The organism is Pseudomonas sp. BN415 (assembly GCF_029871195.1).
GTDB lineage: Bacteria > Pseudomonadota > Gammaproteobacteria > Pseudomonadales > Pseudomonadaceae > Metapseudomonas > Metapseudomonas resinovorans.
The window spans coordinates 17,409-43,657 of record NZ_SSOK01000059.1 but is presented as its reverse complement, the minus strand read 5'-3'; the positions used below and the strand labels follow the sequence as shown (position 1 = coordinate 43,657).

The following is a 26,249-nucleotide window of genomic DNA, read 5'->3' as shown; positions in this document are numbered from 1 at the left end:
GCCACAGCCGAATCCAATGCTTCCTTCCCGCGACGACCTGCCCCTTTCGCTTCATTCCGCCGCCCAGGTGCGGGATCTCGACGCCTGCCTGATCGCCGCCGGCACTCCGGGCTTCGAGCTGATGCGGCGTGCCGCTCATGCGACCTGGCGGGCCCTGCGCCGGCGTTGGCCCGAAGCAGGCAGCCTCAGCGTCCTGGCCGGCCACGGCAATAATGCCGGCGATGGCTACCTGATCGCGGCACTGGCCCAGCGTGCTGGCTGGCGGGTCAAGGTGTTAGCCGTTGGGGCGAGCGATGCCCTCACCGGTGATGCCGTACTGGCGCGGGATGAGGCCATTGCCGCTGGCATCACCATCCAGCCTTGGAGTGAATGCGCGACATTGGATGGCGTGGCAGTTGATGCCCTGTTGGGCACCGGGCTTTCCGGCGCGGTGCGCGAACCCTACGGCCAGGCCATTCGCCAGCTCAATTCCAGTGCCCTGCCGGTGCTGGCCGTGGATATCCCATCCGGCCTCTGTGCCGACACCGGGCGCATACAGGGCGTCGCAGTGCGAGCAGACCTGACGGTGACCTTTATCGGCCTCAAGATCGGCCTGTTCACTGCCGATGCGCCGAATCTGGTGGGCGAGTTGGTGTTCGATGATCTGCAGGCCGATCCGGTTTTGCTTGCGGCCACGTCGCGAGTCGCAGAGCGCATGGCGGTCGGCAGTCTGCAACGCCTTGCACCACGCCCACGCACTGCCCACAAAGGTCAGTTCGGCCATCTGCTGGTGGTAGGGGGGGATCGCGGCCTGGGTGGTGCAGCGCTGCTGTCGGCGGAAAGCGCCCTGCGCAGTGGCGCAGGGTTGGTGTCTCTGGCGACCCGGCCCGAACACGTGCCGGCCGCCCTGGCGCGGTGCCCGGAACTGATGAGCGCGGGGGTGAGCTCCGCCAATCAACTGCTGGCGCTGGCGAGTAAGGCCGACGTGCTGGTGGTGGGGCCTGGGTTGGGGCAGGGCGCCTGGGGGCGCAGTCTGCTCAGTGTTGTGGCGGGTCTGGGAGTGCCCCAGGTCTGGGATGCCGATGCGCTTAACCTGCTCGCAGTCGGACAGGCCAGGTTGCCTGTTGGTGCTGTGATCACGCCCCATCCGGGGGAGGCCTCGCGCCTGCTGGGGATCCCGACCGCTGAAGTGCAGGCCGACCGACCGCGTACGGCCTTGGCGCTGGCGCAGAAGTTCGATGCCGTGGTCCTGCTAAAGGGGGCCGGCAGCCTGGTGGCCGCCCCTGATGGTCGTCTCGCACTCTGTGATCGTGGGCATCCGGTGATGGCCGGGGCCGGGCTTGGCGATGTACTCGCCGGCCTGGTCGGCGCACTGCTGGCCCAGGGGATGGACGGCTACGCCGCCACCTGTTTGGCCGTCTGGCTGCATGCCAATGCTGGCGAAAGCCTGGCCCGAGCGGGCAGGGGGCTGGCGGCCAGTGATCTAATTCCGACCATTCGTCAGTTGCTCGAGGAGTTTGCGCCGTGCCTGAAGTGATCCTGCATGCCGAAGGCGAGGAAGCCATGCTGGCCCTCGGTGCTCGCCTGGCGCTCCTGACCGAGGGGCGTGGAATTCTTTACCTGCATGGTGACCTCGGCGCGGGCAAGACCACGCTATCTCGCGGCATCCTGCGCGGCCTGGGCCACGCCGGTGCGGTGAAAAGTCCCACCTTCACCCTGGTGGAGCCTTATGACATCGGTGACAAGCGTGCCTTCCATTTCGATCTATACCGCCTGGCCGACCCGGAGGAACTGGAATTTCTGGGTATCCGCGATTACTTCGAAGGCGATGCCCTGTGCCTGATCGAGTGGCCGCAGCGGGGCGCCGGCATTTTGCCAAAGGCTGACCTGGACATTAACATTACGCAGCAAGCGGGCGGCCGTTCGCTGCGGTTGTCGCCACACACTAAGCGCGGCGAAGCATGGTGTGCCGCCCTGGCCTTAGGAGCATGAAAACAAAGATGGGGTGGGGTATGCGCTCGCGCGCACTGTTTGCCGGGATTGGGGTTCTGCTTGCGGCGTTCGCCGCTGATGTCCTGGCTGCCGCGGAGGTCCGCGGGGTGCGGCTTTGGCGCGCGCCTGACAATACCCGCCTGGTTTTCGACTTGTCCGGACCGGTGCAGCATTCCGTCTTCACCCTGACTGCACCCAATCGCATCGTCATCGATATCAATGGCGCCCAGCTGGCCACCAAGCTGGAGCAACTGTCCCTCAGCAATACGCCGATCACCAGCGTCCGTTCCGCCCAGCGCACTCCCGCCGATCTGCGGGTGGTGATCGACGTGTCAGCCGCCGTGACGCCGAAGAGCTTCTCCCTGGCGCCCAACCAGCAGTATGGCAACCGCCTGGTGGTGGACCTGTTCGATCAGGAAGCCGCCGCTGCTGAGGCCAGCGCCCCTCAGGTCGCTACCGCGCCAAGCACGCCTCAGCCTCCTGTGACGCCGACCCAGCCGGCCCCCAGCAAGCTGCCGCCAGTGCCGGGTGGCAAGCGCGATATCGTGGTTGCCATTGACGCTGGTCACGGTGGTGAAGACCCGGGCGCCCTCGGGCCCAAGGGGCAGCACGAGAAGAACGTGACCCTGGCCATCGCCAAGGAGCTGCAGCGCCAGATCAACCAGGAGAAGGGTTTCCGTGGCGAATTGGTGCGTACTGGCGACTACTTCATCCCGCTGCGCAAGCGTACCGAGATCGCCCGAAAGAAAGGTGCCGACTTGTTCGTCTCCATCCACGCCGACGCTGCGCCCAGTCGTAGTGCCTTCGGTGCATCGGTGTTTGCCCTGTCTGATCGTGGTGCCACTTCCGAGACCGCGCGCTGGCTGGCCGACAATGAAAACCGCTCCGACCTGATCGGTGGCGTGGGCAGCGTCAGTCTGGACGACAAGGACCGCATGCTCGCTGGTGTGCTGCTTGATCTGTCGATGACGGCAACCCTGTCCTCCAGCCTCAACGTCGGACAAAAGGTGCTGAGTAACGTCAGCCGAGTCACCCCGTTGCACAAGCGCCGGGTGGAGCAGGCTGGTTTCATGGTGCTGAAGTCGCCGGATATTCCGTCGATCCTTGTGGAAACCGGCTTCATCTCCAACCACAACGAATCCCAAAAGCTGGCGAACCGAAGCCACCAGCAGGCGCTGGCACGATCGATCCAGACCGGTATCAAGCAGTTCTTCCAGCAGAACCCTCCGCCGGGTACCTATATCGCTTGGCTGCGTGACCAGGGGAAGATCGCCATCGGTCCACGTGAGCACGTGGTGACCTCTGGTGAGAGCCTGGCCCTGATTGCTCAGCGTTATGAGGTGAGCATGGCCACCCTGCGTAGTGCCAATTCTCTGAAGAGCGACAACCTCAAGGTCGGTCAGACTCTGACTATCCCGGCGGCGGCGCTGGCGGCGCAGCCATGAGTGAGTTGGCGCGCATCCAGCTGCTGAGTCCGCGGCTGGCAAACCAGATCGCCGCCGGTGAGGTGGTTGAACGCCCCGCCTCCGTTATCAAGGAGCTGCTGGAGAACAGCCTGGATGCCGGTGCCAGGCGTATCGATGTTGAGGTGGAGCAGGGCGGTATCAAGCTACTGCGGGTGCGTGACGACGGTGGTGGTATTCCTCCAGATGACTTGCCCCTCGCCCTGGCTCGCCACGCTACCAGCAAGATCCGTGATCTCGAAGACCTGGAACGGGTGATGAGCCTGGGCTTCCGTGGCGAGGCCCTGGCGTCGATCAGTTCCGTCGCGCGCCTGACCATGACTTCTCGTACCGCCGACGCTGATCAGGCCTGGCAGGTGGAAACCGAAGGTCGCGACATGGAAGCCCGGGTACAGCCGGCCGCCCATCCCGTGGGCACTTCGGTGGAGGTGCGCGACCTGTTCTTCAATACACCTGCGCGACGTAAGTTCCTGCGTGCAGAGAAGACCGAATTCGACCACCTGCAGGAAGTCATCAAGCGCCTTGCCCTGGCCCGCTTCGACGTGGCGTTCCACCTGCGCCACAACGGCAAGACCATCTTCGCCCTGCACGAGGCGCGCGATGCCATTGCCCGAGCCCGTCGTGTCGCGGCTGTCTGCGGTCCGGCCTTCCTTGAGCAGGCGCTGCCCATCGAAGTCGAACGCAACGGCCTGCATCTCTGGGGTTGGGTCGGGCTGCCAACCTTCTCCCGCAGCCAGGCGGACCTGCAGTACTTCTACGTGAATGGCCGCATGGTGCGTGACAAGTTGGTCGCCCATGCGGTGCGGCAGGCTTATCGCGACGTGCTCTACAACGGGCGGCACCCGACCTTTGTGCTGTTCTTCGAGGTTGATCCGGCGGTGGTTGACGTCAATGTGCACCCGACCAAGCACGAGGTGCGCTTCCGTGACAGTCGCATGGTTCATGACTTCCTCTATGGCACCCTGCACCGCGCCTTGGGTGAGGTTCGTCCCGAGGACCAGTTGGCTGCTCCGGGCGCCACCGAAATCGTGATGCGCCCGACCGGCAGCGCTGCCGGCGAATTCGGACCCCAGGGTGAGATGAGTCTGGCGGCCAATGTGCTGGAGCAGCAAGCGGTTGAGCCTGCATGGCGTCCGCCCGCAGGTGGCGGCTACCAGGCTCCGCGTTCGCAGCCAGCTGTGCCGGTTGCCGAGGCGCAGGGTGCCTATCGTGAGTTTTTCGCGCCGCTGACAACCTCTTCCGCACCGCCTGCGCTGCCTGAGTCGCAGGGTGATATCCCGCCTTTGGGCTACGCATTGGCCCAACTCAAGGGTATCTACATACTCGCTGAGAATGCCCAGGGGCTCGTGGTGGTGGATATGCATGCAGCCCACGAACGTATCACCTACGAGCGCTTGAAGGTGGCCATGGCCAGTGAGGGGCTCAAGGGGCAGCCACTGCTGGTGCCCGAGTCCGTCGCCGTCAGCCAGCGCGAGGCTGATTGTGCTGAAGAGCATGGCGAGTGGTTCCGCCGGCTTGGTTTTGAACTGCAGCGCCTTGGTCCGGAAACCCTGGCCATCCGCCAGATTCCGGCGCTGTTGAAGCAGGCCGAAGCCTCTCAACTCGTGCGCGACGTGCTCTCCGATTTGCTGGAGTACGGCACCAGTGATCGTATCCAGGCGCACCTTAACGAGCTACTCGGCACCATGGCCTGTCACGGCGCCGTGCGTGCCAATCGCCGCCTGACTCAGCCGGAAATGAATGCCTTGCTGCGCGACATGGAACACACTGAGCGCAGTGGTCAGTGCAACCATGGGCGTCCGACCTGGACGCAGCTGGGTATGGATGACCTGGACAAGCTGTTCCTGCGCGGCCGCTGAACATGACTGAACGGCTGCCGCCGGCAATCTTTCTCATGGGCCCCACGGCTGCCGGTAAAACCGATCTGGCCCTGGCGCTGGCGCGAACGCTGCCGTGCGAGTTGATCAGTGTTGACTCGGCGCTGATCTACCGTGGCATGGATATCGGCACCGCCAAGCCGAATAAGGCCACATTGGCCGAGTTTCCTCATCGCCTGATCGATATCCGCGACCCGGCCGAGAGTTACTCAGCTGCAGAATTCCGTGCCGATGCCCTCGCCGGCATGAAGGAAATCACCGCCAAGGGCAAGATTCCGCTGCTAGTGGGCGGCACCATGCTGTATTACAAAGCGCTGTTGGAAGGGTTGGCGGACATGCCTGGCGCCGATCCCGCGGTGCGCGCCGAGTTGGAAGCCCGCGCAGCCCGTGACGGCTGGGAGGCTCTGCATCGCGAATTGGCGGTGGTGGACCCGGAGTCCGCGACGCGAATTCATCCCAACGACCCCCAGCGCCTGACCCGGGCACTGGAAGTCTACAAGGTCAGTGGGCTCACCATGACTGCTCACCGACAGCGCCAGGCTGCGCAAAATATGGCCGGGAACACGCCGGGAACGGCGCATTTGCCGTATACTGTCGCGCACTTGGCCATTGCTCCCGCGCAACGTCAGGTTTTGCACGAAAGAATTGCGCAACGTTTTCGATTGATGCTGGAACAGGGCTTCATCGAAGAGGTCGAAGCGCTGCGCTGCAGAAGTGACTTGCATGCAGGACTGCCGTCTATAAGAGCGGTTGGTTATCGTCAGGCCTGGGATTATCTGGATGGCGTGCTGACTCGGGCCGAGATGGAAGAGCGCGGTATCATTGCCACCCGCCAACTCGCCAAGCGACAGTTCACCTGGTTACGCAGTTGGTCCGACCTGCACTGGTTGGACAGCCTGGCTTGCGACAATCTGCCGCGCACCTTGAAATACCTGAGGTCGGTCTCCATATTGAGCTGAGACCTCACCGGTTACCGTCTATCCTTGGGGGTAGGGCGGGTACCGTTCATCTTTCTTGTCATTTGAAAACTAGATCCCTAAAGGAGTGCGGCATATGTCAAAAGGGCATTCGCTACAAGACCCTTACCTCAATACCCTGCGTAAGGAGCGCGTACCAGTTTCCATCTATCTGGTAAACGGCATCAAGCTGCAGGGCCAGATCGAATCCTTCGACCAGTTCGTGATTCTGCTGAAGAACACTGTCAGCCAGATGGTCTACAAGCACGCCATTTCCACTGTGGTGCCGAGTCGTCCGGTACGTCTGCCCAGCGCTTCCGAGCAAGAGCAGCCTGAGCCGGGTAACGCCTGATAGGAGACTGCTTTGTTTTTCGAACGCCCTGGTGGTGGTGAACGGGCCATCCTGGTTCATCTGGAAGGCCAAGATCCCGAGGCGCGCGAAGACCCGCAGGAATTCCTTGAGCTTGCACGTTCGGCCGGTGCGGACACGGTGGCATTCGTCTCCGTTTCCCGTCACCAGCCAACGGCGAAGTACCTGATCGGCAGCGGCAAAGTCGACGAGTTGCATGACCTGGTCAGGGCTGAGCAAGCCGAATTGGTCATCTTCAATCACACCCTTACACCCAGCCAGGAGCGCAACCTTGAGCGCGCCTTCGAATGCCGGGTGCTCGATCGTACCGGTCTGATTCTCGATATCTTTGCCCAGCGCGCTCGTACTCATGAGGGCAAGCTGCAGGTCGAACTGGCCCAGCTTGAACATATGAGCACGCGCCTGGTGCGCGGTTGGACTCACCTTGAACGCCAGAAAGGCGGTATCGGCTTGCGTGGCCCGGGTGAAACCCAGCTGGAAACCGACCGTCGCCTGCTGCGAGTGCGCATTCGCCAGATCAAACAGCGTCTTGAAAAGGTCCGCAGCCAGCGCGAGCAGGCTCGTCGCGGGCGCAAGCGTGCGGATATCCCGGCAGTTTCCCTGGTTGGTTATACCAACGCCGGCAAGTCCACGCTTTTCAATTCCCTGACCTCCTCTGAGGTCTATGCGGCCGACCAGTTGTTCGCCACCCTTGATCCGACATTGCGCCGGTTGGAATTGGACGATCTGGGACCGATCGTGCTAGCGGATACCGTGGGTTTCATTCGCCACTTGCCGCACAAGCTGGTGGAGGCCTTCCGGGCTACCCTTGAGGAATCCGCCAACGCCGATCTTCTGCTACATGTGATCGATGCCCATGAGCCTGAGCGCATGGCGCAGATCGAGCAGGTGCTAGCGGTGCTGGGTGAGATCGGCGCTGAAGGCCTACCGATGCTGGAGGTCTACAACAAGGTGGACCTGCTGGAGTGCGTCGAGCCGCACATCCAGCGCGACGAAGAAGGCAAGCCGGAGCGCGTCTGGTTGTCGGCACGTGATGGCAGTGGTCTCGAGTTGCTCGAGCAGGCCGTGGCTGAGCTGCTGGGTGACGACCTGTTTGTGGGTACCTTGCGCTTGCCGCAGCGATTCGGCCGGTTGCGGGCTCAGTTCTTTGCTCTCGGCGCTGTGCAGACCGAGGAGCACAATGAAGCAGGGGATGCGTTGTTGGCTGTGCGCCTGCCGCGTGTCGAGCTGAACCGGCTGGTCAGTCGTGAAGGTTGGCAGCCAAGCGAGTTTCTCGAGCAACACACTTTGCAATAAAGCCCGTTTAGGTGGTTTTGCGGCGGGCCGCGGGCTTGGGTAGCATGGGCGGGCGCGCCGTGGGCGCGTCTTTGCTTTATCAGTATGGAGAGCGCTATGGCTTGGAATGAGCCGGGTGGCAACTCGAATAACCAGGATCCCTGGGGTGGGCGCCGTGGTGGCGACCGCAAAGGGCCACCGGACCTGGACGAGGCCTTCCGCAAGCTGCAGGACAGCCTGAATGGGCTGTTCGGCAGCGGCAAGAAACGTGGCGGCGGCGATGGCAGCGGCGGCAGATCAGGCGGTTTTGGCCTGCTCGGTATTGGCCTGGCCCTGCTTGCCGTGGTCTGGCTGTACAGTGCCGTCTATGTGGTGGACGAGCAGGAGCAGGCCGTCGTGCTGCGCTTCGGCAAGTACTACGAGACCGTCGGCCCCGGCTTGAACATCTATTTTCCGCCGATCGATCGCAAGTTCCAGGAGAACGTCACCCGCGAGCGCGCATACAGCAAGCAGGGGCAGATGCTCACCGAGGACGAGAACATCGTCGAGGTGCCGCTCACCGTCCAGTACAAGATCAGCAACCTCCAGGATTTCGTGCTGAACGTCGATCAGCCTGAGGTCAGCCTGCAGCATGCCACTGAAAGCGCCCTGCGCCACGTGGTGGGCTCCACTGAGATGGACCAGGTGCTGACTGAGGGTCGCGAGCTGATGGCCAGCGAGATCAAGGAGCGCCTGCAGCGCTTCCTCGACACCTATCGCACCGGTATCACGGTTACCCAGGTCAACGTGCAGAGTGCGGCGGCCCCGCGCGAAGTGCAGGAAGCCTTTGATGACGTGATTCGTGCCCGCGAAGATGAGCAGCGCGCCAAGAACCAGGCAGAGGCCTATGCCAACGCAGTGGTGCCCGAGGCTCGAGGTCAGGCCCAGCGCATCATCGAAGATGCCAACGGCTACCGCGACGAAGTGATCGCCCGGGCTGAGGGTGAGGCCGACCGCTTCAGCAAGTTGCTCACCGAGTACCACAAGGCCCCGGAAGTCACTCGCCAGCGCCTGTACCTGGAGACCATGCAAGACGTCCTCGGTAGCACCAGCAAGGTGTTGGTGACCGGCAAGGAAGGCCAGAGCAACCTGCTCTACCTGCCGTTGGACAAGATGATCGACAATCGTGGCGGTAGCTCCGCCCCGGTGGCGCCAGCCGCATCTGCCACAGCAAGTGGCAGTGATCTCGGTTCGCGTGTTTCCACCGATTTGCAGCAGCGCAATCTGCGTTCCAGGGAGAGTCGCTGATGAGCAATAAATCGCTGTTTGCCCTGATCGGCGGTGTAGTGCTGGCCATGATCGTGTGGAGCAGTCTCTACATCGTGTCGCAGACCGAGAAAGCGGTTCTCCTGCAGTTCGGCCGCATCGTCGAAGCTGACGTACAGCCCGGCCTGCACATGAAGATTCCGTACGTCAATCAGGTGCGCAAGTTCGACGCTCGCCTGCTGACTCTGGATTCCCCGACCCAGCGTTTCCTTACCCTCGAGAAGAAAGCGGTAATGGTGGATGCCTATGCCAAGTGGCGTGTGGCTGATGCCGAGCGTTTCTACACCGCGACCTCCGGTATGAAGCAGATCGCCGACGAGCGCCTGTCTCGCCGGCTCGAGGCTGGTCTGCGCGACCAGTTTGGTAAGCGGACCCTTCATGAAGTGGTTTCCGGCGAGCGCGATGCGCTGATGGCGGACATCACGGCCGCGCTGAATCGCATGGCTAACAAGGAGCTCGGTATCGAGGTGGTGGACGTGCGGGTGAAGGCAATTGACCTGCCCAAGGAAGTCAACCGTAGCGTTTTCGAGCGGATGAGCACCGAGCGTGAGCGAGAGGCCCGCGAGCACCGCGCCAAGGGTTCGGAGCTGGCGGAAGGTATTCGCGCCGACGCCGACCGTCAGCGCCGCGTATTGCTGGCCGAGGCCTATCGCGAAGCTGAGGAAACCCGCGGTGACGGTGACGCCAAGGCAGCGTCCATTTACGCCAAGGCCTATGGCCAGGACCAGGAGTTCTACGCCTTCCACCGCAGCTTGCAGGCTTACCGCGAAAGCTTCTCCAACAAGGGTGATGTGATGGTGCTGGATCCCAATAGCGAATTCTTCCGCTATCTGGACAAGGCCGCACGCTGAATCGGTCCCCCAGCGGACGCTCATCGTCCGCTGGGGTGACCGCCAGGGAAAACGTGTTATTATGGGTCAGCCGGGAAATCCCGGCTTTTTTGCGTCCGCGGGAATCATGTGGCAGGAACTTGGCATTGCCTTTTGTCTGATGTTGGTGCTGGAAGGCATCCTGCCCTTCCTCTATCCGCGCCGTTGGCGCGCCGCGGTGCTTGGGTTGGCGGAGTTCAAGGACCGCCATCTCCGCCTGATGGGCCTGTCCAGCATGTTGCTGGGGACCGGCCTCCTTTATCTGCTTCACTGATGGCTTGCCGCCCGGTTGAGAGGGGATTGGCGAAATGGCAACGGTAGATCGCTGGCTGCTGCCAGACGGTATCGAAGAAGTACTGCCGCCCGAAGCGGCGCGCATCGAGGCAGCCCGCCGCCAGGTGCTGGACCTGTTCCAGCGTTGGGGCTACGACTTCGTGGTCACTCCGCACATTGAGTATCTCGAGTCCCTGCTGACCGGCGCCGGCCAGGACCTTGATTTGCGCACCTTCAAGGTGACCGACCCGCAGTCGGGCCACCTGATGGGCTTCCGCGCTGATATCACGCCGCAGGTGGCGCGCATCGATGCTCACACCCTGCGCCGCGAAGGCCCGAACCGGCTGTGCTACGCCGGCAGCGTGCTGCATGCGAAGCCGCGCGCGCTGTCCACCTCGCGTAGCCCTATCCAGTTGGGTGCTGAGCTTTATGGTGATGCAAGCCCGGCGAGCGATGTGGAAGTCATCAGCCTGATGCTGGAAATGCTCGAGCTGGCTGTTGTGCCGGATGTGCATATGGATCTCGGCCATGTCGGCATCTATCGTGGTCTGGCCAAGGCTGCAGGTCTCTCTGGCGAAGTCGAGCGCAGCTTGTTCGACGCGTTGCAGCGCAAGGCTGTGGACGAAGTGGCAGAGCTGACCGCGGACCTGCCGCGCGAGCTGGCTTCCATGCTTCGCGCCCTTGCCGAGCTTTGTGGTGGTCGCGAGGTGCTGGATCTCGCTCAGGGCGTACTGATGGACGCCCCCGATGATGTGCATGTCGCGCTGGATGAGCTGATCGCCATCGCTGATGCGCTGGAGTTGCGTTACCCCGAGCTGCCGCTCTATTTCGACCTGGGTGAACTGCGTGGTTACCGCTATCACACTGGGGTAGTGTTTGCCGCCTTCGTGCCGGGCGTCGGGCAGTCCATTGCCCAGGGCGGTCGCTACGATGACATCGGCGCCGACTTCGGTCGTGCCCGCCCCGCGACTGGTTTCTCCACCGACCTGAAGACCCTGGTAACCCTGGGGAGCATGGCGCTGGATCAACCGCTGCCTGGCATCTGGGCGCCGGATAGTCACGATCCTTACCTCTGGTACGAGGTCAAGCGTCTGCGTGCCGAAGGGCATCGTGTGGTGCAGGCCTTGCCGGGTCAGGAAGTGGCGTGTGCGCAAGAGGCTGATTGCGATCGCCTTCTGGTCCTGCGTGATGGGCGCTGGCAGGTGGCCGCGCTTTCCTGAGGAAAGTGGCTGCATGGCCGGCGTAGTTGGTAGGCCACAAACGAGTTTCCGTGTTTTCCGCCGGCGGCTGCCGGCATCGAGCTTCTGCGAAGAGGACAAGTGTTATGGGTAAGAATGTCGTAGTCCTGGGCACCCAGTGGGGTGATGAGGGTAAGGGCAAGATCGTCGATCTGCTGACCGACCAGGCTGCCGCCGTCGTGCGCTATCAGGGCGGCCACAACGCTGGCCACACCCTGGTGATCGATGGCGAGAAGACCGTGCTGCACCTGATCCCGTCCGGCATCCTGCGCGAGAACGTCGAGTGCCTGATCGGCAACGGCGTAGTGGTTGCGCCCGATGCGCTGCTGCGCGAAATCACCAAGCTGGAAGAGAAAGGCGTACCGGTGCGTGAGCGCCTGCGCATCAGCCCGGCCTGCACCCTGATCCTGCCCTACCACGTGGCGCTGGACCAGGCGCGCGAAAAGGCCCGTGGCGATGCCAAGATCGGCACCACCGGCCGTGGCATCGGTCCGGCTTACGAAGACAAGGTTGCTCGTCGCGGCCTGCGCATTGGCGATTTGTTCCACCGCGAGCGCTTTGCCGCCAAGCTGGGTGAGCTGCTGGACTACCACAACTTCGTTCTCCAGCACTATTACAAGGAGCCGGCGGTCGACTTCCAGAAGACCCTGGACGAGGCCCTGGCCTATGCCGAGTTGCTCAAGCCGATGATGGTCGACGTGGCTGCGCGCCTGCACCAGCTGCGCAAGCAGGGCGCCAACATCATGTTCGAGGGCGCGCAAGGCTCGCTTCTGGACATTGACCACGGTACCTATCCCTACGTCACCAGCTCGAACACCACTGCTGGCGGTACCGCTACCGGCTCCGGCTTTGGTCCGCTGTATCTGGATTACATCCTCGGCATCACCAAGGCCTACACCACTCGCGTGGGTTCCGGCCCGTTCCCGACCGAGTTGTTCGATGAAACCGGTGCCTTCCTGGCCAAGCGTGGCCACGAGTTCGGCTCGACCACCGGTCGTGCCCGTCGCTGCGGCTGGTTCGATGCCGTGATCCTGCGTCGCGCCATCGAGATCAACAGCATCTCGGGCCTGTGCCTGACCAAGCTGGACGTGCTCGACGGCCTGGAAACCATCCGCATCTGCACGGGCTACAAGGACCAGAGCGGCGAGGTCCTGGTGGATGCACCTACCGATGCCGACAGCTACATCGGTCTGCAGCCGGTCTACGAGGAAATGCCGGGCTGGAGCGAATCCACCGTCGGCGTCAAGAGCCTGGAAGAGCTGCCAGCCAACGCCCGCGCCTACATCAAGCGTGTGGAAGAGCTGGTCGGGGCCCCCATCGATATCATCTCCACTGGTCCTGACCGTAACGAGACGATCATCCTGCGCTACCCGTACGCCTGAGTCTTCTGACCCCCCCAGAAGGGCCGCCTCGTGCGGCCCTTCGTCGTTTCAGTGGTCGCAAATGTCGCGCTGCTGGTCGGCACGTACCTTGCTGGCACTTTATAAATCCGAGTTGTCGCCGTTATAGCGGTAACGGTCGTTAAGGAGCTACAAGTCGTGTCAGCCATCCTGTCTTTGTTGCAAAGCCGTTTACTGCGTCCCGTATTCATCGCCTTGGGTATTGCCCTGCTGGTGCAGGTTTTGGTGGCCGTTGCCCTGACGCGGAGCACTGTGAACTCCCTGGTGGATGAGTTGGGCGTGCGACTGGGTAGCGATACCCAGCGCCTGGCGGATGATCTGGGGCTCGCCGGGCAGGAGGTTGCCGGTAGCTTGAGTGCGCTTTCCGGCAAGACGCGCGAGCGTCTGGGAGCAGGTCTCCGTGAGCGTCTTCAGCAGGAGCAGGCCCAGCTGCGCCAGACCTTGGAGCAGAACCTCAAGGAGTCGGCCAACGATCTCGCCCAGCTACTCGCTGCCGTAGCACCGCGTGCCATGTGGGATAACGACGTGCCGACGCTGTCCGAGTTCGCTCGTCGTGCTCAGCGCAATCCCAATGTGCTCTTCATCATCTATGACGACGCGAATGGTCAGCATCTGACCCGTTACCTCAATCGCGAGAATCCGCAGATCAAGGCCCTGTTGGCCAAGGGGCAGGGTGATCGGGCGCTGGACAAGGTGCTGAATGCTGCAGCCAGCGACCCTTCGGTCTACCTGGTGGATGCCTCCATCAGCCCAAATGGTGTGGAAATCGGCAAGGTGCGTATGGGGGTGTCCACCGCCTCGGTCGAACAGCAGTTGAAGGCGCTGGACCAGCGTTTCGCCACCCTGATTGCCAGTGGTGGCGAGTTGGTGGGCGAGAGCCTCTCCGGTGCTGCCACCGAAAGTAGCGCGGCCCTGACGGCTCGCCTGCAGTCGGCTCGCGAGACCGCTGGCAACATGAGCGCTGGCACTCGTCAAGCTGTGGAGTCGGCGGCGGGTGAGTTGCGCTGGCGCATCGGCTTGGGGTTGGCGCTGGTCGGTCTTGGCGTGCTGCTGGTGCTGGCCGTGGTGTTGGGGCGCCGTGTGGTGGTTCGCCTGCGTCTGTTGATCACTGCGCTGAACGATCTGGCGGCCGGCGAAGGTGACCTGACGCGTCGGGTTCAGCTGGACAGCCGTGATGAAGTGGGTGAAATGGCCGCTGCGGTGAACCGTTTCGTCGACAAGCTTCAGCCCATCGTTCGTGAGGCGGGCGATGTGGCGCAGCGCACGGGCGTGGAGATCAAGGCGCTATCGGAGCGTAGTCAGTCCGCCGAGGCCGCGGCCCAGCGCCAGCGCAGTGAGGTGGAAGGCAGCCTGAGTGTGCTGGCGGGCATGGTGTCTGAGGCTCAGGCCGAAAGTCATGCGATGCAGGATGCCCTGCGCCAGGTAGGCGAAATTCGCCAGGCTGCCCAGGACAATGCGGCTATCGCGCGCAAGGTCGGTGGTCTGATCGAGAACCTGGAAGCGCGGGTGCAAAGCGGGTCCGAGGTGATCGAGCGCCTGGCGCGGCAGAGCGAACAGATCGAGATGGTGTTGTCGGTGATTCATGGTATCGCCGAGCAGACCAACCTGCTGGCGCTGAACGCGGCGATCGAGGCTGCGCGGGCGGGGGAAAGTGGGCGTGGATTTGCCGTAGTGGCTGACGAAGTAAGGGCGCTTGCGAGCAAGACCCAGCAGTCCACCGGCGATATCCAGGAGCACATCACTGCATTGCAGACCGGTGCGCGCGAAGCTGTGTCGGCTATCTCTCAGGCGCGTGAGCGTGCGGTGGAGGGGCTGGAGGCGTTGCGCGATAGCGAGCGTTTGCAGCAAAGCGTGCAACAGGCTGTGGAGCAAGTGCATGGAGCGGTGCAGGCTGCCGCGCGCGCTGCCCAGCACCAGGCGGCGGGCGCTGATGGGGTGCGTGGTCGGGTGGACGTGATCCATTCCGAAGCCAGTCTGGCGGCTGAAGCGGTGGCGGCGACTGCCAGCAGTGGGCGTGTGCTCGCCGGTCTGGCCGATCAGCTCAAGGCCAGTCTGGGGCAGTTCAAGGCGTAGGATGCGTTCAGAGGATAGGGGCGGGCGCAGGCTCGGCCCCTTGATCTGGAAGCCATCGAGGTTTTCCGAGCATCAGACAGCACAAAGCCGAGCAGAGCTCGGCTTTGTTTAAGAGTGGTGCCCAGGAGAAGACTCGAACTTCCACGGTGTTGCCACCGCTAGGACCTGAACCTAGTGCGTCTACCAATTCCGCCACCTGGGCACATTGCGATGATTGCTCATCGACTTATACGGTGTTCATCGTTGAACGACACGGAACCATACGATCCGTTAAACAAGAAACCGAGCTTTGCGGCTCGGCTTCAGAAGAGTGGTGCCCAGGAGAAGACTCGAACTTCCACGGTGTTGCCACCGCTAGGACCTGAACCTAGTGCGTCTACCAATTCCGCCACCTGGGCACTGGATGCGATGATTGCTCATCTGCTTCCTTCACAACGTCTCAGTGACGCTGTGGGCGCGAACTATACGAGCCGACTTTTGTGTTGTAAACCCCTGAGCGCGAAAAAAATTATTCTTCGGACTAAGCTGACCGACAATCGGAATTCGCGCTTCAATAAGAGACATGGCAAATCCCTCTATGGATAAAAAGGTGATCACCCCCTGATGGCCGATTGGCAGAACCTCGACCCCGAGGCCGCTCGTGAGGCGGAAAAATACGAGAACCCCATCCCCAGCCGCGAGTTGATCCTGCAGCGCCTCGATGAGCGCGGTGCCCCCGCCAGCCGAGAGCAGCTGGTAGAAGAATTCGGCCTGACCACGGACGAGCAGCTGGAAGCCCTGCGCCGTCGACTCCGCGCCATGGAGCGCGATGGTCAGCTTATCTATACGCGCCGCGGCACCTATGCGCCGGTGGACAAGCTCGACCTCATTTGTGGTCGTGTCAGTGGCCACCGCGACGGTTTCGGCTTCCTCATTCCCGATGATGGCAGTGACGACCTGTTCCTGAGCCCAGCACAGATGCGCCTGGTATTCGATGGTGACCGCGCGCTTGCAAGGGTTTCCGGCCTTGATCGACGCGGCCGCCGCGAGGGGGCGCTGGTGGAGATCATCGGGCGTGCCCATGAAACCCTGGTGGGCCGCTTCTTCGAGGAGAGCGGTATTGCACGGGTCGTGGCGGACAACCCGAAAATTCAGCAGGAAGTGTTGGTGCCCGCCGGCAAGCAGGGTGCGGCCAAGCATGGCCAGTTCGTCCAGGTGAAGATCGAGCAGTGGCCGAGCAACTTCCGTCTCGCACAGGGCGAAGTGGTGGAAGTGCTGGGCGACTACATGGCGCCGGGCATGGAAATCGAAGTGGCCCTGCGCAGCTACGACATTCCCCATGAGTGGCCGGCCGCCGTGTTGAAGGAAGCCGCCAAGCTCAAGCCCGAGGTGGCAGAGAAGGACAAGGAAAAACGCATCGACCTGCGTGACCTGGCCCTGGTCACCATCGACGGCGAGGACGCTCGCGACTTCGACGACGCCGTCTACGCCGAAGCCCGCAAAGGCGGCGGCTGGCGTCTGATCGTCGCCATCGCCGACGTTTCCCACTACGTAAAAGTGGGTTCGGCGCTGGATGAAGAGGCGACCAATCGCGGCAACTCGGTGTACTTCCCGGAGAAGGTCATCCCGATGTTGCCAGAGGTGCTGTCCAATGGCCTCTGCTCGCTGAATCCGCTGGTGGATCGCCTGGCCATGGTCTGCGACATGACCCTATCCCGCGCCGGGAAATTGACCGGCTACGAGTTCTACGAGGCGGTCATCCATTCGCATGCGCGGCTCACCTACACCAAGGTCAGCCAGTTCCTGGAAACCCCGGACTCCACTGAGGCCAAGCTGTTCGCCGAACAGTTGCCGCATCTGGTCACGCCCCTGCAGCAGCTCTACAAGCTCTATAAGGTGCTGTTGGCGGCTCGCCAGGTCCGTGGCGCAATCGACTTCGAGACTCAGGAAACCCGCATCGTATTTGGCGCCGACCGCAAGATCTCAGAGATCCTGCCGACTCAGCGCAACGATGCTCACAAGCTGATCGAGGAGTGCATGCTCTGCGCCAACGTGGCGACTGCACGTTTCCTCATGCAGCACGAAATTCCGGCGCTCTACCGCGTTCACGAGGGGCCGCCGAGCGAGCGCCTCGACAAGCTGCGGCAGTTCCTTGCCGAGCTGGGCCTGACGCTCAATCGCGGCAAGAGTGAGCCGACCCCGAGCGACTACCAGGCCCTGCTGGAAACGATCCGCGAGCGCCCTGACTATCACCTGATCCAGACCGTGATGCTGCGCTCCCTCAGTCAGGCGGTTTACAGCCCTGATAACGAAGGGCACTTCGGCCTCAACTATGACGCCTACACCCACTTTACTTCGCCCATCCGGCGCTATCCGGACCTGCTGGTCCACCGTGCCATCCGTGGACTGATCCGCTCCAAGCGAGAAAGCGCGCATGTTCGTCGCGCCGGTGCCGCAGCCATGCCCAAGGCGCGCATCTACCCCTACGACGAAGCTCGCCTGGCGCAACTTGGCGAGCAGTGCTCGATGACTGAGCGCCGCGCCGACGAAGCCACGCGCGATGTCACCAACTGGCTGAAGTGCGAGTACATGCGTGACCGCGTGGGTGAGACCTTCCCCGGTGTAATCTCGGCAGTGACCGGCTTCGGCATCTTCGTCGAGCTGATCGACATCTATGTGGAAGGCCTGGTGCATGTCACGGCCTTGCCGGGCGACTACTACCACTTCGACCCAATCCACCATCGCCTGTCCGGCGAGCGCAGCGGTCGCAGCTTCCGCTTGGGCGACACGGTGGAAGTCGTGGTGGCGAGGGTCGATCTGGACGAGCGCAAGATCGATTTCGAACTCTCCGACAACGTCCTCTCCGCACCGGTCGGCCGCAAGAATCGTGGCACCGACAAGTCCGTCCCGGTCAAAGGCAGGGCCAAGGCTGCCGAGCCTAAGGTCGGCAAGGGCCGCAGTCGGGGCGCTAAGGGTGCTGCTCGCCACGCCCAGCAAGACACTCCCCAGCAGGAACCGAGGGCAGCCGTGGCGCCGCGTCGCCAGCGCGCCGGCAAGGTCCAGGCACTGCCGGCAGTGTCGCCGGAAATGCTCGCCCAAGCAGAAGAACTGCTTGGCAATACCGATGTGAGCAAGAGTAGGGCCATGAAGCAGGCCTTGCTCAGCGAGGCCCGTCAGGGTGCCAAAGCGACTAAGGGCACGCGCCCTGCGCAGAAGGCGCTGGACAAGCCGGGCAACGGCGCTGCCGGGGCTGGCGCGAAGCCGCCAAAGAAGAAAGCCAAGGCGGCGAAGGCCAAGGCCGCCAGTAAGCCCTCGAAACACCGTAAGGGACCGCCGAAACCCAAGGCGCCCAGTAGCAAGGTCAAGAAATGAGTCAGTTGGAAAAGGTTTACGGCGTGCATGCCGTGGAGGCGCTGCTGCGTCATCACCCCAAACGCGTCAAGCAGCTCTGGCTGGCGGAAAGTCGAAATGATCCGCGAGTCCAGGTCCTGCTCGACCTGGCCGGCCAACATCGCATTGCGGTTGGCCACAAGGATCGCCACGAGCTGGACGAATGGGCAGAAGGCGTCCATCAGGGCGTGGTGGCCGAGGTCAGTCCCAGCCAGGTCTGGGGCGAAAACATGCTCGACGAGTTGCTCGAGCGCACTTCCGGCGCGCCCCTGCTGCTGGCCCTGGACGGCGTTACCGACCCGCACAACCTCGGAGCCTGTCTTCGCACTGCCGACGCGGCAGGCGTACTGGCGGTGATCGTACCCAAGGACAAGTCCGCCACCCTCAACGCCACAGTGCGCAAGGTCGCTTGCGGCGCAGCGGAGGTCATGCCGCTGGTGGCGGTGACCAACCTGTCACGCACCCTGGAGAAACTGCAGAAGAAGGGTCTCTGGGTGGTCGGCACTGCCGGCGAAGCGAGTCAGGAGGTCTATGAACAGGACATGACCGGGCCGACCGTGCTGGTCATGGGCGCGGAAGGGAAGGGCATGCGCCGCCTGACCCGCGAGCACTGCGATTACCTGGTCAAGCTGCCCATGGCCGGCAGCGTCAGCAGTCTCAACGTCTCGGTGGCCACCGGGGTCTGCCTCTTCGAAGCGGTGCGCCAGCGCCGCACCCGCACGTAGTGCGGGGTCGCCCGGGGCAGTTTTTCTGCTGCTCCGGGCTGTTCAAAGTTTCGCCAATTTACCTTGCGCGGCATTCGACCCTTCTCTAGAATGTCGCCCCTTGCCGTGAGGGCAGGCTACTGCGCGCCCTCGGCTCGGCAAGCCAAAACGAGATATTCACTCCTTGCCTGACCACTAAGTTGGCAGGCTACAACCCGTAAGGAGCATTTATGCGTCATTACGAAATCATCTTCCTGGTTCACCCGGACCAGAGCGAGCAGGTTGGCGGCATGGTTGAGCGCTACACCAAGCTCATCGAAGAAGACGGTGGCAAGGTTCACCGCCTGGAAGACTGGGGCCGTCGTCAGCTGGCCTACGCCATCAACAACGTTCACAAGGCTCACTACGTGATGCTGAACGTTGAGTGCAGCGGCAAAGCCCTGGCCGAGCTGGAAGACAACTTCCGCTACAACGACGCCGTCCTCCGCAACCTGGTCATCCGCCGCGACGAAGCCATCACTGGCCAGTCCGAGATGCTCAAGGCCGAGGAAAACCGCAGCGAGCGCCGTGAGCGCCGTGAGCGCGTTGAGACTGACGCTGTCGCCGAAGGCGATGACAGCGACAACGCTGACGAGTAATCCACGGATCTATTGAGGAGCCAAGTTCATGGCACGTTTCTTCCGTCGTCGTAAGTTCTGCCGTTTCACCGCTGAAGGCGTGAAAGAGATCGACTTCAAGGATCTCAACACCCTGAAGGCCTACATCTCCGAAACCGGCAAGATCGTTCCGAGCCGTATCACCGGCACCAAAGCCAAGTATCAGCGTCAGCTGGCTACCGCTATCAAGCGCGCCCGCTACCTGGCCCTGCTGCCCTACACCGACAGCCACGGCCGTTGATCTCGGTCGGTCGACCTAGGTAAGGAATAGATCGCAATGCGCGCTCTGGCTGAGTTCATCATGCGCGGTCGCATGCAAGCCACCCTGGTGGTGGCGGGTGCTGCGGCCCTGCCCATGATGTTTTGGCTGAGCGCAGCCGCCGGCAGCCTGGTGCTGCTGCGGCGTGGTATGAACGATGCTCTCGGCATTATTGCCTGGGCTCTGCTGCCGGCCCTCGGCTGGTGGTACTTCGGCGAACCGCGCACCCTGATGGTGTTGCTCGGTGCGTTGGGGTTGGCCCTGGTACTGCGTTCCAGCGTGTCCTGGACGCGGGTGCTGATGATCAGCGTGGTGCTGGGTCTGCTGTACGGCCTGGTGCTGGGCGCGGTGTTCCGCGAGCCCATTACCGCCATGGCGGGTGAGCTGCAGAAGCTCATGCCGCAGGTGATGGGCACCGTCTATTCGCAGTTGGCGGAAGACGAGCGAGCGCGCCTGGGAGCCATGGTTGCGCCGGTCCTGACCGGCCTGATTGCGGCGCTGCTGCAACTGGTCAGCGTGCTGAGCCTGATGCTCGGTCGCTACTGGCAGGCAGCCCTGTACAACCCCGGTGGTTTCGGTGGCGAGTTCCGCGCCGTGAAACTGCCGGCGGCACTGGCTTTCGGCCTGCTGGCCGCCATGTTGCTGGGTCCGAACCTGGGCCTGGAGCTGGCGATGCTGACGCCGATCTGCAGCGTGCCGCTGGCTTTCGCCGGCCTTGCCCTGGTGCACGGCCTGGCGAAGCAGGGTGGACTGGCCGGTTTCTGGCTGGTGGGGCTTTACGTGTCGCTGCTGCTGTTCATGCAACTGATCTATCCAATACTGGTGGTTTTGGCCATCGTCGACAGTCTGATTGATTTTCGTGGTCGCAAGGCGCGCAAGAATGGCGCCGGCCCCGCGAACGGTGAAGGTTAAAAGTTAAGAGGTAAGACTCAAATGGAAGTCATCCTGCTCGAAAAAATCGCCAACCTGGGCAACCTGGGCGACAAGGTGAACGTAAAGTCCGGCTACGGCCGTAACTACCTGCTGCCGCAAGGCAAAGCCACCGCTGCTACCGCCGCGAACGTTGCTGCGTTCGAAGCTCGCCGCGCTGAGCTGGAAAAGCAGGCTGCTGACAAGAAGGCCACCGCCGAAGCTCGCGCTGCCCAGCTGTCCGAACTGGAAGTGACCATCACTGCCAGCGCTGGCGACGAAGGCAAGCTGTTCGGTTCCATCGGCACTCACGACATCGCTGACGCCCTGACCGCCGCTGGCGTTCCGGTTGCCAAGGCCGAAGTCCGCCTGCCGAACGGCACCATTCGCCAAGTTGGCGAGTACGACGTTGCTCTGCACCTGCACACCGACGTCGAAGCTGCGGTCAAGCTGATCGTGATCGCTGGCTAAGCAAGCCGTCGAAGTGGACTTGCACTCAGGTGCAGGGCCGCTAACATCGGGCACGTCATTGCGAAAGCGATGACGTGCCCGATGTCTTTCTACCCCAAGATTTTCCGAGCCCATGAACGATATCTCCGTCCCGGAACAGTTCGACCTGCAAACTTCCGCCCTGAAAGTGCCGCCGCACTCCATCGAGGCCGAGCAGGCCGTCCTCGGGGGCCTGATGCTGGACAACAATGCCTGGGAGCGCGTGCTCGACCAGGTGTCCGATGGCGACTTCTACCGCCACGATCATCGGCTGATCTTCCGCGCCATCTTCAAGTTGGCCGAGCGCAACATGCCGTTCGACGTGGTGACCCTGTCCGAGCAACTGGACAAGGAAGGCCAACTCCCCCAGGTCGGCGGCCTGGCCTATCTTGGCGAACTGGCCAAGAACACGCCGTCCGTAGCCAACATCAAGGCCTACGCCCAGATCATTCGCGAGCGCGCCACACTGCGCCAATTGATCGGCATCAGCACCGAGATCGCCGATAGCGCCTATGCCCCTCAGGGACGTACCGGCGAAGAGATCCTCGACGAAGCCGAGCGACTGATCTTCCAGATCGCCGAAGCACGCCCGAAGACCGGCGGCCCGGTGGGCATCAACGACATCCTGGTCAAGGCCATCGACCGCATCGACGAGTTGTTCAACAACGGCGATGCCATCACCGGCCTGTCCACCGGCTTCAACGACCTGGACAACCTGACCAGCGGCCTGCAGCCGGCCGACATGATCATCGTCGCCGGCCGTCCGTCCATGGGTAAGACCACCTTCGCCATGAACTTGGTGGAAAACGCCCTGATGCGCAGCGACAAGGCGATCCTGGTGTATTCCCTGGAAATGCCCTCCGAATCCATCGTGATTCGTATGCTCGCGTCCCTTGGCCGCATCGACCAGACCAAGGTTCGCGCTGGCCGCCTGGACGACGACGATTGGCCGCGCCTGACTTCCGCGGTCAACCTGCTCAATGACCGCAAGTTGTTCATCGACGACACCGCCGGCATCTCGCCCTCCGAGATGCGCGCCCGGACCCGCCGCCTGGCGCGCGAGCACGGCGAGATCGGCCTGATCATGGTCGACTACCTGCAGCTCATGCAGATTCCCGGTTCCAGCGGCGACAGCCGGGTGAACGAGATCTCCGAGATCTCGCGCTCGCTCAAGGCCCTGGCCAAGGAGTTCAACTGCCCGGTGATCGCCTTGTCTCAGTTGAACCGGGGACTCGAACAGCGCCCGAATAAACGCCCGATCAACTCCGACCTGCGTGAATCCGGTGCGATCGAGCAGGACGCAGACATCATCCTGTTCGTGTACCGCGACGAGGTTTATCACCCCGAGACCGAGTTCAAGGGCGTCGCCGAGATCATCATCGGCAAGCAGCGTAACGGCCCATTGGGTACCGCGCGGCTGGCCTTCCTCGGCAAGTACTCGCGCTTCGAGAACCTGGCACCTGGTGCCTACAACTTCGAAGACGAATAAGTCGTGGATCAATGAGCGCGGGCGTCCAGGCGGTATGATGGGCGCCCGTTTTCGTTCATGAGCCTGTCTCCATGCGCCCGCTGATCGCCGCCGTCGACCTTTCCGCCATTCGCCACAACTACGCCCTGGCCAAGCGCTGCGCACCTGGCCGGCAGGCCTTCGCGGTGGTCAAGGCGAATGCCTACGGCCATGGCGTGCGCGAGGTCGTCAGCAGTCTTTACGGTGAGGCTGATGGATTTGCCGTGGCGTGCCTGGAAGAGGCTGCCGAAGTCCGCGCCCTGGACGACGAAGCACGAATCCTCCTGCTGGAAGGCTGCTTCGAGCCGGCCGAGTACCAACTGGCCTCCCAGCTCGGACTGGACCTGGTCGTGCAAGGGCTGGAGCAGGCTGAAGCGCTACTCGCGTCCGAGCTGGCGCGGCCGCTGAACGTCTGGCTCAAGCTTGATTCCGGCATGCACCGCCTTGGCTTCGCCGCAGACGAGCTGCGCCGCTGGCATGGCCACTTGCGTGGCGCTACCCAGGTGGCCGAACTCAACCTGATCAGCCACTTCGCCTGCGCTGACCTGCGTGGCCACAGCCTCAACGAGGTGCAGCTGGACAGCTTCCTCGACCTGCTGAGCCTGAACTTCGACCAGCGCAGTCTGGCTAACTCGGCGGCGATCCTGACCCTCCCTGCCGCGCATATGGACTGGCTGCGTCCCGGCATCATGCTTTACGGCGCCTCGCCGTTTGCCGATCTCAGCGCTGCCGACCTAGGCCTGAAACCCGCCATGAGCCTCAGCGCTCAACTGATCGCCGTACGCGAAATCGCAGCAGGGGAAACGGTCGGTTATGGCGCTACCTGGGAAGCGGCTCAGCCGTCGCGGATTGGCACCGTCAGCTGCGGTTATGCCGATGGCTATCCGCGTCATGCACCCAATGGCACTCCGGTCGTGGTCAATGGTCGTCGTGTACCCCTGGCAGGGCGTGTATCCATGGACATGCTGGCGGTGGATCTCAGCGACATGCCAGAGGCCCGCGTCGGTGATCCGGTGGAGCTTTGGGGCGCTCAGTTGCCGGTGGATGAACTGGCCCAGGCCTGCGGCACCATCGGTTACGAGCTGTTGACCAAGGTCACCGCGCGCGTGCCACGCCGCTATTTGGCTTGATTCGTCCTGCGTGAACGCCTTACCGCTCGGGTGGTTCGAGCGGTGGGAGCGAATGGGTGGTGACGTGGTCCCTACAGCAACCCGCTGCGAATCTTCAGCACATCCAGTTGCAGGCTGGCTTCGCTGGACAGTTCGCCATCTTCGCCAAACACCGCCAAACCCGAGCGGCCGCGGGCCTTGACCTTGTACAGGGCCTGGTCGGCGGTCTGGTAGAGCCCGGAGAAATGCCGGGCATGCTGCGGGTAGAGGGCGACGCCGATGCTGATGCTCACTGACAGCTTCTCTGCGCCGTAGCACATGGGGGCCGCCAGTTCCTCCAGCAGACGATGGGCCACATCGACAGCCTCGGCTTCGGCGTCCGGCCCACCGATCAGCACGGCGAACTCGTCACCGCCCAGACGCGCTACCGCATCGCCGCCGCGCACCTGTTCGCGCAGGCGTCGACCGATGGTTCGCAGCATTTCGTCGCCAGCGTCGTGGCCGAAACGGTCGTTGATCGGCTTGAAGTGGTCGAGGTCGATCAGCATCAGTGCCAGCGGCTCTTCGTGGCGCTTGGCGTTGGCCAGGGCCGACTCAGTGCGCTCGATCAGATAGCGGCGGTTCGGCAGTTCGGTCAGGGAGTCATGGAAGGCGGCGTGCTCCAGCGCCCGCTCGCGCTCGCTGAGGCGCTGGTTGGCAGCGGCCAACTCGGCGGTACGCGTGGTGACTGCAGTCTGTAGTTCGTCGGCGCTGGCCTGCATCTGCGCCAGGCGGGCGGCCTTCTCACGGTCGGCCTGCTCGAGGGCGGCCGCGCGCTCCTGCTTGAGCATCTGGATACGGTAGGCCAGGGCGAAGGAGAACAGGATCGACTCCGCGGCGACGGCAACGGGGAACATGTAGGCGGTGAAGTTGATCGGTTCGATCAACCCGGCGGCACGCATCACCAGTATTGCGGTACTGATCAGCACGGTGCCGTAGCCGATCAGGTACAAGCGCGCCGGAATGAAGCCCTGGCGCCAACGGATCACGGCACTGATCAGGGCGGTGGGTACGGTGACGATGGGGGTGATGGCGATCAGTATCGCGCCCTCGGCCCGGTAACCGAAGACGTTGATCACGATGGCGATGGCGTAGAGCACGCAGGCCACGTTGAACAGGCGATCGGCCCAACGCAGGCCCCGGCGTGTGTAGAGCAGTTCCTGGGTGAAACGCATCACGAAGATGCCCCAGAGCGAGGGGAGGGTGATGCGGTCCAGCCAGACGGGTACCGGCGCATCCGACCAAAAATACTGGAAGCCGTGCCCGGTCATGCTGAGGATGAAAATCAGCGCCGACGCGGTGGCCAGCACGTACCAGAGGTAGGCGGTGTCGCGCAGCGCTGCGAGGATGAATAGGTTGTACAGGAGGAGCGCCAGGATCACCCCGTAAACCAGGCCGAAACCCAGGTTTTCGGTGGACTTCAGCTCCTTCAGATCATCCAGTTGCCAGACTTTCAGCGGGAAGGAGTTGCCCGCCGGGTCGTAGCTACGCAAGTACAGGGTCAGGGGCTGGGCGCCGATTTCCGGCAGCTTGAACAGCATCCGCCTGTAGGAATAGTCGCGGGTTTCAGCGAAGGGCAGGACCTCACTGGTCTCCTTGCGACTCCAGCCGCCTTGGCCATCCGGCAGGAACAGGCTGACCCGATACACCGTGATGCCTGAATTCTCCAGCCACCATTGCTGCGGCGCGTCGTTGCTGCGGCTGAGTTGTACCCTTACCCACCAGACACTGCGGCTCTGGCCGACGGTCGCGCGACCATTGGCCGGGGTGAAGCGCTGCTGCACCTCGGGGGCGGCCATGTCCTGGATGTCCAGCGTGCCATCCGGGTCTTCCAGCAGGTCAATCGCCCCGTTGAGCGTCGCACCGCTGCTCTGCGGCGTGAGTTCGAAGGCCGCCTGGGCTGGCAATGTCAGGCCCAGCCAGCAAAGGAGCAGAAGGAGGGTCAGGATCGGACGTGGCACCGCACATGCTCCTTGTAAGTTTTTTCCACTGCGGCTTGGCGGTATCTGTGTCGGCCGAAGTATAGCGATCTGGAGAATTTGTGATCACTGTGTACGCCATTTCCTACAGAGTTGCATTCAGGCCTTGAGGAAACCTAGCGGCAGCGTCGGATTTGCTCAATTTTTGTGCTATATTCC

At 62.8% G+C, this 26,249-nt stretch carries 22 protein-coding genes and 2 tRNA genes; 21 read left to right on the top strand and 3 right to left on the bottom strand.

Features of this window, described 5'->3' with window-relative positions:
* Positions 1 to 16: 16 nt before the first annotated feature.
* The 13 genes from E8F20_RS17735 (at position 17) to E8F20_RS17675 (ending at position 15,070) form a co-directional block, all read left to right on the top strand.
* Positions 17 to 1,516: an NAD(P)H-hydrate dehydratase gene (locus E8F20_RS17735; protein WP_280284892.1), complete on the top strand. Its 1,500-nt coding sequence runs from the start codon at positions 17 to 19 to the stop codon at positions 1,514 to 1,516.
* A complete protein-coding gene (gene tsaE / locus E8F20_RS17730; protein WP_280284891.1) occupies positions 1,504 to 1,971 on the top strand; it encodes a tRNA (adenosine(37)-N6)-threonylcarbamoyltransferase complex ATPase subunit type 1 TsaE in 468 nt (155 codons plus the stop codon). Before E8F20_RS17735 ends, tsaE begins: the two co-directional genes overlap by 13 nt.
* An 8-nt stretch (positions 1,972 to 1,979) precedes the next feature.
* Entirely contained in the window at positions 1,980 to 3,416 is a 1,437-nt protein-coding gene (locus tag E8F20_RS17725) for an N-acetylmuramoyl-L-alanine amidase (RefSeq protein ID WP_280285011.1), read from the top strand.
* On the top strand, positions 3,413 to 5,293 hold the full coding sequence (gene mutL / locus E8F20_RS17720; RefSeq protein ID WP_280284890.1) for a DNA mismatch repair endonuclease MutL: 1,881 nt from the start codon (positions 3,413 to 3,415) through the stop codon (positions 5,291 to 5,293). The genes E8F20_RS17725 and mutL overlap by 4 nt, the downstream gene beginning before the upstream one ends.
* Positions 5,294 to 5,295: 2 nt before the next feature.
* Complete coding sequence (gene miaA / locus E8F20_RS17715) at positions 5,296 to 6,270, top strand: tRNA (adenosine(37)-N6)-dimethylallyltransferase MiaA (protein ID WP_280284889.1); 975 nt, start codon at positions 5,296 to 5,298, stop codon at positions 6,268 to 6,270.
* A 94-nt stretch (positions 6,271 to 6,364) separates the two neighbouring features.
* Complete coding sequence (gene hfq / locus E8F20_RS17710; protein ID WP_003453015.1) at positions 6,365 to 6,619, top strand: RNA chaperone Hfq; 255 nt, start codon at positions 6,365 to 6,367, stop codon at positions 6,617 to 6,619.
* 12 nt (positions 6,620 to 6,631) lie between these two features.
* Positions 6,632 to 7,933 carry a ribosome rescue GTPase HflX gene (gene hflX / locus E8F20_RS17705; protein ID WP_280284888.1) on the top strand — a complete coding sequence of 434 codons (1,302 nt, stop codon included), beginning with the start codon at positions 6,632 to 6,634 and terminating at the stop codon, positions 7,931 to 7,933.
* 96 nt (positions 7,934 to 8,029) lie between these two features.
* The gene (gene hflK / locus E8F20_RS17700) at positions 8,030 to 9,199 is read left to right on the top strand and encodes an FtsH protease activity modulator HflK (protein ID WP_280284887.1); all 1,170 of its coding nucleotides are present in this window, start codon (positions 8,030 to 8,032) and stop codon (positions 9,197 to 9,199) included.
* The gene (hflC, locus tag E8F20_RS17695) at positions 9,199 to 10,068 is read left to right on the top strand and encodes a protease modulator HflC (RefSeq protein WP_280284886.1); all 870 of its coding nucleotides are present in this window, start codon (positions 9,199 to 9,201) and stop codon (positions 10,066 to 10,068) included. Before hflK ends, hflC begins: the two co-directional genes overlap by 1 nt.
* A 106-nt stretch (positions 10,069 to 10,174) precedes the next feature.
* Positions 10,175 to 10,360, top strand: coding sequence for a DUF2065 family protein (locus tag E8F20_RS17690; protein WP_003453007.1), 186 nt, complete (start codon positions 10,175 to 10,177; stop codon positions 10,358 to 10,360).
* A gap of 34 nt (positions 10,361 to 10,394) precedes the next feature.
* Positions 10,395 to 11,579, top strand: a complete 1,185-nt coding sequence (locus E8F20_RS17685) for an ATP phosphoribosyltransferase regulatory subunit (protein WP_280284885.1) — start codon at positions 10,395 to 10,397, stop codon at positions 11,577 to 11,579.
* 104 nt (positions 11,580 to 11,683) lie between these two features.
* The gene (locus tag E8F20_RS17680) at positions 11,684 to 12,979 is read left to right on the top strand and encodes an adenylosuccinate synthase (RefSeq protein WP_280284884.1); all 1,296 of its coding nucleotides are present in this window, start codon (positions 11,684 to 11,686) and stop codon (positions 12,977 to 12,979) included.
* Between the two features lie 156 nt (positions 12,980 to 13,135).
* Positions 13,136 to 15,070 (top strand): methyl-accepting chemotaxis protein, encoded by a 1,935-nt coding sequence (locus E8F20_RS17675; RefSeq protein ID WP_280284883.1) that lies wholly within the window; start codon positions 13,136 to 13,138, stop codon positions 15,068 to 15,070.
* Between the two features lie 115 nt (positions 15,071 to 15,185).
* On the opposite strand, the gene E8F20_RS17670 is transcribed toward E8F20_RS17675, so the two are convergent.
* Together E8F20_RS17670 and E8F20_RS17665 are read right to left on the bottom strand one after the other, a co-directional pair.
* Positions 15,186 to 15,272: transfer RNA gene (locus E8F20_RS17670), tRNA-Leu, on the bottom strand.
* Positions 15,273 to 15,381: 109 nt separating this feature from the next.
* Positions 15,382 to 15,468 (bottom strand) — tRNA-Leu (locus E8F20_RS17665).
* Between the two features lie 205 nt (positions 15,469 to 15,673).
* Here E8F20_RS17665 and rnr point away from each other — a divergent pair.
* The 8 genes from rnr (at position 15,674) to alr (ending at position 24,093) form a co-directional block, all read left to right on the top strand.
* A complete protein-coding gene (rnr, locus tag E8F20_RS17660) occupies positions 15,674 to 18,421 on the top strand; it encodes a ribonuclease R (protein ID WP_280284882.1) in 2,748 nt (915 codons plus the stop codon).
* The gene (rlmB, locus tag E8F20_RS17655; protein WP_280284881.1) at positions 18,418 to 19,164 is read left to right on the top strand and encodes a 23S rRNA (guanosine(2251)-2'-O)-methyltransferase RlmB; all 747 of its coding nucleotides are present in this window, start codon (positions 18,418 to 18,420) and stop codon (positions 19,162 to 19,164) included. Before rnr ends, rlmB begins: the two co-directional genes overlap by 4 nt.
* A gap of 209 nt (positions 19,165 to 19,373) precedes the next feature.
* Positions 19,374 to 19,781 (top strand): 30S ribosomal protein S6, encoded by a 408-nt coding sequence (gene rpsF / locus E8F20_RS17650; protein ID WP_028630660.1) that lies wholly within the window; start codon positions 19,374 to 19,376, stop codon positions 19,779 to 19,781.
* A gap of 28 nt (positions 19,782 to 19,809) precedes the next feature.
* The gene (gene rpsR / locus E8F20_RS17645; RefSeq protein WP_003452992.1) at positions 19,810 to 20,040 is read left to right on the top strand and encodes a 30S ribosomal protein S18; all 231 of its coding nucleotides are present in this window, start codon (positions 19,810 to 19,812) and stop codon (positions 20,038 to 20,040) included.
* 36 nt (positions 20,041 to 20,076) lie between these two features.
* The gene (locus E8F20_RS17640) at positions 20,077 to 20,970 is read left to right on the top strand and encodes a hypothetical protein (RefSeq protein ID WP_280284880.1); all 894 of its coding nucleotides are present in this window, start codon (positions 20,077 to 20,079) and stop codon (positions 20,968 to 20,970) included.
* A 21-nt stretch (positions 20,971 to 20,991) separates the two neighbouring features.
* Positions 20,992 to 21,438 (top strand): 50S ribosomal protein L9, encoded by a 447-nt coding sequence (gene rplI / locus E8F20_RS17635; RefSeq protein WP_028630662.1) that lies wholly within the window; start codon positions 20,992 to 20,994, stop codon positions 21,436 to 21,438.
* Positions 21,439 to 21,550: 112 nt separating this feature from the next.
* The gene (dnaB, locus tag E8F20_RS17630) at positions 21,551 to 22,945 is read left to right on the top strand and encodes a replicative DNA helicase (protein WP_028630663.1); all 1,395 of its coding nucleotides are present in this window, start codon (positions 21,551 to 21,553) and stop codon (positions 22,943 to 22,945) included.
* Positions 22,946 to 23,016: 71 nt separating this feature from the next.
* Positions 23,017 to 24,093 carry an alanine racemase gene (gene alr, locus E8F20_RS17625; RefSeq protein ID WP_280284879.1) on the top strand — a complete coding sequence of 359 codons (1,077 nt, stop codon included), beginning with the start codon at positions 23,017 to 23,019 and terminating at the stop codon, positions 24,091 to 24,093.
* Between the two features lie 71 nt (positions 24,094 to 24,164).
* Here alr and E8F20_RS17620 read toward each other — a convergent pair whose 3' ends face one another.
* On the bottom strand, positions 24,165 to 26,072 hold the full coding sequence (locus tag E8F20_RS17620; RefSeq protein ID WP_280284878.1) for a diguanylate cyclase: 1,908 nt from the start codon (positions 26,070 to 26,072) through the stop codon (positions 24,165 to 24,167).
* Between the last annotated feature and the right edge of the window lie 177 nt (positions 26,073 to 26,249).

Excerpts from the sequence above, each read along its gene's own strand:
- E8F20_RS17735 (WP_280284892.1), top strand. The coding sequence starts at position 17 with ATGCTTCCTTCCCGCGACGACCTGCCCCTTTCGCTTCATTCCGCCGCC.
- E8F20_RS17725 (WP_280285011.1), top strand. The coding sequence starts at position 1,980 with ATGGGGTGGGGTATGCGCTCGCGCGCACTGTTTGCCGGGATTGGGGTT.
- mutL (WP_280284890.1), top strand. The coding sequence starts at position 3,413 with ATGAGTGAGTTGGCGCGCATCCAGCTGCTGAGTCCGCGGCTGGCAAAC.
- miaA (WP_280284889.1), top strand. The coding sequence starts at position 5,296 with ATGACTGAACGGCTGCCGCCGGCAATCTTTCTCATGGGCCCCACGGCT.
- hfq (WP_003453015.1), top strand. The coding sequence starts at position 6,365 with ATGTCAAAAGGGCATTCGCTACAAGACCCTTACCTCAATACCCTGCGT.
- hflK (WP_280284887.1), top strand. The coding sequence starts at position 8,030 with ATGGCTTGGAATGAGCCGGGTGGCAACTCGAATAACCAGGATCCCTGG.
- hflC (WP_280284886.1), top strand. The coding sequence starts at position 9,199 with ATGAGCAATAAATCGCTGTTTGCCCTGATCGGCGGTGTAGTGCTGGCC.
- E8F20_RS17690 (WP_003453007.1), top strand. The coding sequence starts at position 10,175 with ATGTGGCAGGAACTTGGCATTGCCTTTTGTCTGATGTTGGTGCTGGAA.
- E8F20_RS17685 (WP_280284885.1), top strand. The coding sequence starts at position 10,395 with ATGGCAACGGTAGATCGCTGGCTGCTGCCAGACGGTATCGAAGAAGTA.
- E8F20_RS17680 (WP_280284884.1), top strand. The coding sequence starts at position 11,684 with ATGGGTAAGAATGTCGTAGTCCTGGGCACCCAGTGGGGTGATGAGGGT.
- rnr (WP_280284882.1), top strand. The coding sequence starts at position 15,674 with ATGGCCGATTGGCAGAACCTCGACCCCGAGGCCGCTCGTGAGGCGGAA.
- rlmB (WP_280284881.1), top strand. The coding sequence starts at position 18,418 with ATGAGTCAGTTGGAAAAGGTTTACGGCGTGCATGCCGTGGAGGCGCTG.
- rpsF (WP_028630660.1), top strand. The coding sequence starts at position 19,374 with ATGCGTCATTACGAAATCATCTTCCTGGTTCACCCGGACCAGAGCGAG.
- rpsR (WP_003452992.1), top strand. The coding sequence starts at position 19,810 with ATGGCACGTTTCTTCCGTCGTCGTAAGTTCTGCCGTTTCACCGCTGAA.
- E8F20_RS17640 (WP_280284880.1), top strand. The coding sequence starts at position 20,077 with ATGCGCGCTCTGGCTGAGTTCATCATGCGCGGTCGCATGCAAGCCACC.
- rplI (WP_028630662.1), top strand. The coding sequence starts at position 20,992 with ATGGAAGTCATCCTGCTCGAAAAAATCGCCAACCTGGGCAACCTGGGC.
- dnaB (WP_028630663.1), top strand. The coding sequence starts at position 21,551 with ATGAACGATATCTCCGTCCCGGAACAGTTCGACCTGCAAACTTCCGCC.
- alr (WP_280284879.1), top strand. The coding sequence starts at position 23,017 with ATGCGCCCGCTGATCGCCGCCGTCGACCTTTCCGCCATTCGCCACAAC.